The following is a 7,167-nucleotide window of genomic DNA, read 5'->3' as shown; positions in this document are numbered from 1 at the left end:
AACCCGCTCTGGGCGAACCTTTACTACATTGCCATCAACCGATCGAAGGCTGAAGTCAGCGCGCACTACATTCACTCGCACAGGATCTTTTCGCTGATTGTGTTTCCAGCCTCGACGGTCCTCGCGCTGGCCATGCCGGCGCTCGTGCCGATACTGTTCGGCCGCGAGTGGCTGGAAGCGATACCTTCCATTATGATCATGGTGCTTGCTACCCCATTCGGAAACCTCGGCGCCTTCCAAACAGCGGTTCTTTTCGCCCGGAATCGCGGAGGGCTCGTCGTTACGGGCCTGGGGGTTACGATGGTCTTTCGGATCCTCGTGGTTCTGCTCGCTTGGCCGTTCGGTATCTTCGGCCTCTCGGTTGGTCTGGCCGCCACCAACGTCCTTTACTTTGTGGGGACGATCGTTTTCATCGCGCCGATCGTCGGAGTCCCGCGGCTACCGCTCTTGCGGGTGATCGCATCCCCCCTTCTTGCAAGTGTCGCTTGCGGTGCTGCTTTTGCGGTGCTTGCGGGCCCTGAGGCAAGCTTGCTTCGCCTGATCGGTGCGGGCGCTCTTTCCCTGCCGGTGTACCTCGTGAGTCTGCTGCTTTTTGATTTTCGCTTGGCATTATCTGACCTGAAGTCGGCTGCTGGGATCCTCGGCTTCAACGGCAAGCTGCCCGTGGCGGGCGTTGAAACATGAAAGAATGGGCTGCCATTTTGCTGGCTGCCACTGCGAGGCAAAGCCGTAACCGGATGGCGGCATGGCCGTGTATGGCGACAGTTCTCTTCTAGCGGATGCTAGCCGAAGCGATATGGCCCTGGGAGCCGTCGGTGGTCGGCAGGAGCTCGCCGAAACCTACACTCTTGCAGTGCGGCGAGCTCCCTCCAGGGCTCCAATACAACCGTGCGGCAAAACACCGCACGCATTATGGCGCGAATTTTATGCCGCAGCGCCGGAGCCCAACAACCGCTCGCGACTCCGTTTACCGCTAAGCAAGGTTTTGCCGCTAAACGACCCTCGCGCAAAGGCCGGTCCACGCGCGATCCTCTTCACGGTGATCTTCCACCATGCACCAGTTTCGCATCCAGATTGCAAAGATTCGGGCGCTTCATCTGATCGCTGCGGCGGCTTTGGCAGTTTCGGTCTCGGTTCAGCTGCTCGCAGGCATTTTTCCCGGATCAGTTCTCAACGCCATTGCCATCGCGTGGCGCGTCGAGACATGGGGCCTGGTCATCGCATTGCTTGCCACTCTCGCCGGCGCCCATCGACTTGGTTGGACACGCCGGCAGGTCGAGGCGCGCGACGAGGCGCGTGCCCATCTGGTCGAAAGAGACAGCCTGACGAATGCTTACTCCCGCTATCGCTTCATGGAGCTTCTTGAAGAGAAGCTAAAACGAATCCGCAGCCAACAGATGGCCGGCCAGGCGCCGGGCGAATTCACGTTGATGCTGATCGATGTTGATCATTTCAAGAAGATCAACGACACCTTTGGTCATGCGGCCGGCGATCAGGTGCTCAAAACGGTCGTTCAGGTGGCGGCAGCAAGGACGAATTGGACCGTTGGCCGTCTTGGTGGCGACGAGTTCGCGATCATCATCGAGGACACGGATTATCGTCATATCCTTGGCGACACGACGAATTTCATGCAAAAACTAGCGGAATTGTTGCGCAAGGAAAATGAGAAGAACGGCTATGATGGCGTCTCGATCGGCCTTGCGCAGGCGCCCCTTCATGCTGGCCTCGCCGACGCCCTTCTGACATGCGCCGATATCGCGCTCTATCAGGCCAAACGCAACGGCCGCAATCAGTTTGCCTTCTTCGATTCAGATATGCAGCGCACGCAGATCAGGGAGCGGCTGGTGGCTCGGGAACTGCGCGCCGCCATTCTCCTCAACCATCTTGCCGTTTACTATCAACCGATTGTCGATCACGAAAATAGCATTGTTAGCGCCGAAGCGCTGGTGCGCTGGCACGATCCGGTACGCCGCGTGGTAATTCCGCCTAGCGAGTTCATCCCCATTGCGGAGCAATCCGGCCTCATCGACAGTCTCGGCGAATGGGTATTCCGGCGGGTTTGCAAAGACTACGCTCGAAGTGGTTTCAAGTCGATCGCCGTTAATGTCTCCGGGGCGCAGCTCATGCACGATCAGCTCGTGCCAATGCTGCGCGAGGTTCTGCGAGAAACCGGCTGCAGCGCTGAGAACTTCGTGCTCGAAATTACGGAGACGGTGGCACTGAACGCGACCCCGACGGTCATCAACACCGTATGCCAGTTGAAGGAAATGGGATTCCGGCTCTCGCTGGACGATTTCGGAACCGGCAACAGCGGCTTCGCCTTGATGCGCGAACTGCCTTTCGACATCATCAAGATCGACAAGAGCTATGTTCAGAAGCTCGGCGACGATGCGATCGCCCAGGTTTTTGTTTCCGGGATAGGCAGGCTCGGTGAGATGCTCGGTTTCGAAGTGGTCGCTGAAGGGATCGAGTCATCCGAGCACAAGCTCTTGGCGCGGGGCGCTGGTTCGACGCGCTTCCAGGGCTACCTGTTCGGCAAGCCCGAGCCGTTGCCCCAGGCGGAGCCGATCGCGGCTCAAGGATAGCCCACAAGAGAAAGCCGGATTGTCACCACGCGACCTGGGCGACGAGGTACGCTCGCAGGCGGCCCCCTTCGAAGAGATGCGGAGACTGAGATCGGGTGAGAATAAAGTGGTAGCTATACCTTTGGTCGCGTTGCTTTTCCATCGTGTTTGTATAAGCTTTTAAAGTATTGTTTTTCACAGCAACTGTGAACACGAGTAAAATGCGTAAGAAAATCCTGATCAATGGCAAGTTCCTGCTGGCGGCGCTGGAAGGCATGCCCCGCGTCGGGCGGGAAATAACAACGGGTTTCGATCAGCTGTTGGAACGCCCGGAATACCAGGATATCACCATAGAGCTTGTCGGCCCTAAGGGTACCGCATCGCAGGCAAGCTATCGCAACATCAAGATTGTCGAAACGGGGCGCTTCAAAGGTCCGTTCTGGGAACAGTTCACCCTTCCCTGGTATGCCAAGGGCACTTACTGCCTGAACTTTACCGGCACGGCGCCGCTCATCAAAAGCAACGGCTGCGTGGTGGTGCATGACGCCCAGTTCCGATCGACCAGCAAATCACACAGCCTGAAGAGCTTCGTGCTCTACAATCTGATCACCACAGTCGTCTCGCGTCGGTATAAGACGATCATCACAGTGTCGAACTACGCCAAACGGGAGATCCAGGACTTCAATGTCACCCGCAGGAGCGATATCCATGTGGTGCCCAACGGCGTTGACCACGTGCTGCGCTTTACCGCCGATCCGGGCGTTCTCGGCAAGTATGGCTTGGCTGATAAGGGCTATGCGCTCGCAAACAGCTACATCTACGCCCATAAGAACGTGAAGACCCTGCTGGAGGCGTTTTCCAAGGGGCCATCCGACTTTCCCTTGGTGCTCTTCGGATCCTCCAAGCGGGAAGATTATGATGCCCATGGCATCCCCGTCCCTCCGAATGTCAAATTCCTGGGCAGGATCTCCGACGTCGAACTTGTCTCGCTGATGGCGCGGGCGCGGATGTTCTTGTTTCCATCGACGACGGAGGGGTTTGGCTTGCCGCCATTGGAAGCCATGCAGCTCGGCTGTCCGACGATCTGCGCCAAGGCGGGCGCCATGCCGGAAAATTGCCGCGACGGCGCCCTTTATGCGGACCCGTTTTCAGCGGCCGACTGGGCCGACAAGATCATTGCGCTTTGGAACGATGAGGCGGAGCAGGCCCGCCTGTCCGCCGCCGGTCGAGTGGCAGCGGAGCGTTTCAGATGGCTTTCGGCTGCAAGGGACTATCTGGATATTTTGCGTCAGGATGCTTGATGGGAATGATTTCCGCAGTGCCTGGCTGATCCTTTGCCATGGCCATGAACGTCGGTTCGTCGATGTGAGGACCTGTGGGCATTTCGATCATGCGCCAGATCACACTGTTGACCGGCCACCACGCAAGATTCTTGACATAGTCGATGAATGTAAAGCGATAGCCATGTTGAGCCAGCGTGGCCAACATCTCGTCAGCCCGTTCCCTTTGCCCTGTCAGCCGCCAGCGGACCGTGAGCCGGCACATCTGGCCGAGCCAGTTTTGCAGGGATTGGCGATAGCCCTTATCATCGTCAAATGCTGCGCGCCCGTAGTGGTGTAGCACATGCATGTGGACCAGTTCACGTTTTATGCCCTTCTTCTTAAGCTCCTTGCCGGTGACGCTCTCGTCGTGAGCCCGGTTGTAGACCAGCGGCTCGGGAATGTAGGCAAACTTGCCGCGCAAGGCACAGCGCACCACAACATGCGGATCGGGTGACCAGTAGTCGTCAATGAGATTTCCGCGCAGGTCATCATGCATGCGTATGAAAAAATGGTGATAGGCGAGCCAGGCAGTTCTGCCACGCATCATTCCTTGAACGATTTCCCTGCCGTCGTGCACAAGTGTGCCCTGCGGCATGCGCGCCCGTCTCACGAGGTCGGCGAAGACATCCTGACACAGGACCACCTCTATTTCTGGATCGGACTGCGCGACGTCGACAAATCGCTCGATGCAATCCGCCCGCACAAGGTCATCGGCACACAGAAGCTTCGCATAGACCGCGTCGGCAGGTACATGCGAAAAGGCCTTGTTCCAATTTTCCGGCAGCGGCAGCACGTGCTCGTTAGTAAATTCCAACACGGGAATGCGCTGACCCTTGAAACTTTCGATGACCTTTGCGGAATCGTCGGTGCTGGCATTGTTGAGAACGACATGGACGATGTTCGGGTAGGTCTGCGCCTGAACGCTCGCCATTGCTCTGGCGAGATATTTGCCGCCATTGTAAACCGGGGTAACGATTGCCACGAGTGGCATGTTCGCCGGCGTCAGAGGTGCAGTCGTCGCGCTCATATTGCTCCTCACCTTTCACCCGTATACACTTCACAAACGAGGGCTCGTCGAACGATCGGCGACAGGCCCTCCGTTCACTTCACTCTGCCGCCTGCATGACCGGCAGCGGGAAGAACACTGCGTCCTGCTCCGCATAGAGCTGATCGATCAGACGTCCTTCGGGTCTGTCGATGTCGGCGAAGGTCAAGGGCTGATCCTTCGGAATAAACTTATTCACCGTACATCCAACTGCCAGGCCAATCGGAATGAGCCCTTCGGAGCGGACCGTTTCGATGTTTTCCAACATGCCGTAGGCCGCGTAACCGCCGAATTCGTCAATGAGGTCGCCGGGCGTAAGATCCTTCTTGGCCAGCGCGACTATTCCAACACTCGGGCCTGCTTTCGGTGCTAAAGTCGGATCCTCGAAGAGCACAGCGCGGGCGATCGACCCCGGCACCTCGAAATGGCAGAGATGATAGGGCGCGTAGAAGCAGTAGTAGGGGCCTGGGCCCATCTTGTAGTAATTGAGGAAGTGCGCCTGCTTTTGATCGCCATCGGTCTGTTTAGCCAGCACAAAGACCCCGGGCCCGGGGCGCGCGCCCATGACGTAATCGACGTAGCCCGGTCCGTCGCCTATCTGGTCGAGGTACTCACTGAAACCCGAAATCGTTTCTTCCAGCGGCACGAGTGGTTTATAGGGATCGCCGCCGGAAAAATCCGGCCCGATCATGCCGCGCTTGGCGACCTTCATGCCGGTTCCGTTGGCAATCACCGCCTGTTCGAAGGAAATCTTGGTGCCGTCGGCGAACGACGTCACCATGGCGGCCTTCAGTCCCCATTTAGCGGCAAATCCGGCCTGCGTCGCAGGCGTCCGGTACGGATCGTAAAGCCCCTTGATGTTTCCGCACAGCACAGCTTTCAAGCCGATCCCTTCGACATATCGAACAAGGTTCATCTGCGCACCGGGCTGATCACCATCAGCCGCCGTGTAGACGACACCCCGCTCGTCCGCTTTTTTCTTGAGGATCGGGCCGATCGTTCCGTCGAGTTCAGCATTGACTTGTACGATGTGTTTGCCGCCGTTGATTGCGGCAATGACCGCCCTTGCGGCAAATTCCATCGAACCGGTCGCCTCAACGAAGGCATCAAGGCCCGCCGCGTTGGCTATGAAGTCGGCATTGGTCGTGATGGCTGGCGTCCCGGCGGCAATCGCCGCGTCGAGCTCAGCTTGCGTCTCGCACCGGACCGGCTCGATGCCAAGATCGGTGAAGGCTTCCTCAGCATGTTCTATCGTGCGATTTGAAATCGCCGCCATGCGCATGCCTGGCGTGGAATTCACGATTGTCCGGGTAATCGCCTTTCCCTGGACACCCGCGCCGACCATGCCCACAAGGACCGGACGGTTTTCGGCCTCACGTCTTTTTAGAGCGTTATCAACGATAATCATGACACTTGATCCCCAGCCTGCAATTTCTGACCTAGTCGCGCCATACCTTCCATGGCGCTCCGCTTTGCCATTTCGCCTCCAAGGCCATTTTGTCCCGGAGGGTATCCATGCTTGCCCAGTAGCCAGTGTGGCGGAAGCTCGCGAGCTGGCCTGCCTTGATCATGCGAGACATTGGATCGTCCTCCCACATCTGATGATCGCCATCGATAACCTCGAAGACTTCTGGTTCACAGACGAAGAAGCCACCGTTGATCATACCGCCATCCGTGGCGCCCTTTTCCCGGAACGCCTCAACATGTGTTCCATGCTCGGATAGACGAAGCACGCCGTAGCGGCCCGGCTGCGACACCGCCGTCAAGGTGCACCACTTGCCCTGCTGTTTATGGAAGGCGAAAAGATCGTGGATGTTGACGTCCGACACGCCGTCCCCATAGGTCAGCATGAAAGTGTCTTCGCCGAGATACTTTCGGGCCCGCTTTATGCGGCCGGCCGTCAGGGTTTCGATCCCGGTGTCAATGACCGTGACCTTCCACTTCTCCGCTTTCGCCTCAAGCCATTCGACGCTGCCTGTTGCGAGGTCGATCGTGAAATCAGTGATGCTGGCGTAATACCTCAGGAAATAATCCCGGATGTAGTCGACCTTGTAGCCGCCAAGCACGACGAAGTCATTGTAGCCATAGTAGCTATAGATCTTCATGATGTGCCATAGGATCGGCTTGCCGCCGATTTCCGCCATTGGCTTCGGCCGGATGGATGTTTCTTCACTGAGCCTCGTGCCGAACCCGCCGGCCAGCATTGCGACCTTCACCATAACCCCACCCCTCTACG

The 7,167-nt window shown here is 57.8% G+C and carries 6 protein-coding genes; 3 read left to right on the top strand and 3 right to left on the bottom strand.

Annotated elements, in window-relative coordinates; genetic code table 11:
- The 3 genes from ACPYOI_RS03790 to ACPYOI_RS03780 form a co-directional block, all read left to right on the top strand.
- A partial coding sequence (locus ACPYOI_RS03790; RefSeq protein WP_481422553.1) for an oligosaccharide flippase family protein occupies positions 1-684 on the top strand: 684 nt, incomplete at its 5' end.
- 368 nt (positions 685-1,052) lie between these two features.
- Complete coding sequence (locus tag ACPYOI_RS03785; protein WP_481417318.1) at positions 1,053-2,585, top strand: putative bifunctional diguanylate cyclase/phosphodiesterase; 1,533 nt, start codon at positions 1,053-1,055, stop codon at positions 2,583-2,585.
- Between the two features lie 200 nt (positions 2,586-2,785).
- Entirely contained in the window at positions 2,786-3,865 is a 1,080-nt protein-coding gene (locus ACPYOI_RS03780; protein ID WP_481417319.1) for a glycosyltransferase family 4 protein, read from the top strand.
- Here the strand turns inward: ACPYOI_RS03780 and ACPYOI_RS03775 are convergent.
- From ACPYOI_RS03775 to rfbF, 3 genes are all read right to left on the bottom strand, one after another.
- A complete protein-coding gene (locus ACPYOI_RS03775) occupies positions 3,810-4,877 on the bottom strand; it encodes a glycosyltransferase family 2 protein (protein WP_481422555.1) in 1,068 nt (355 codons plus the stop codon). The two genes, ACPYOI_RS03780 and ACPYOI_RS03775, sit on opposite strands and share 56 nt — an antisense overlap.
- A 115-nt stretch (positions 4,878-4,992) precedes the next feature.
- Positions 4,993-6,339, bottom strand: coding sequence for an NAD(P)H-dependent oxidoreductase (locus ACPYOI_RS03770; RefSeq protein ID WP_481417321.1), 1,347 nt, complete (start codon positions 6,337-6,339; stop codon positions 4,993-4,995).
- A 31-nt stretch (positions 6,340-6,370) separates the two neighbouring features.
- Positions 6,371-7,147, bottom strand: a complete 777-nt coding sequence (gene rfbF, locus ACPYOI_RS03765; RefSeq protein ID WP_481417335.1) for a glucose-1-phosphate cytidylyltransferase — start codon at positions 7,145-7,147, stop codon at positions 6,371-6,373.
- Between the last annotated feature and the right edge of the window lie 20 nt (positions 7,148-7,167).

The organism is Rhizobium sp. SVR5-2C, assembly GCF_056755115.1.
Note: the sequence above shows the minus strand (reverse complement) of the source record. Positions and strands in the feature narration are given on the sequence as shown.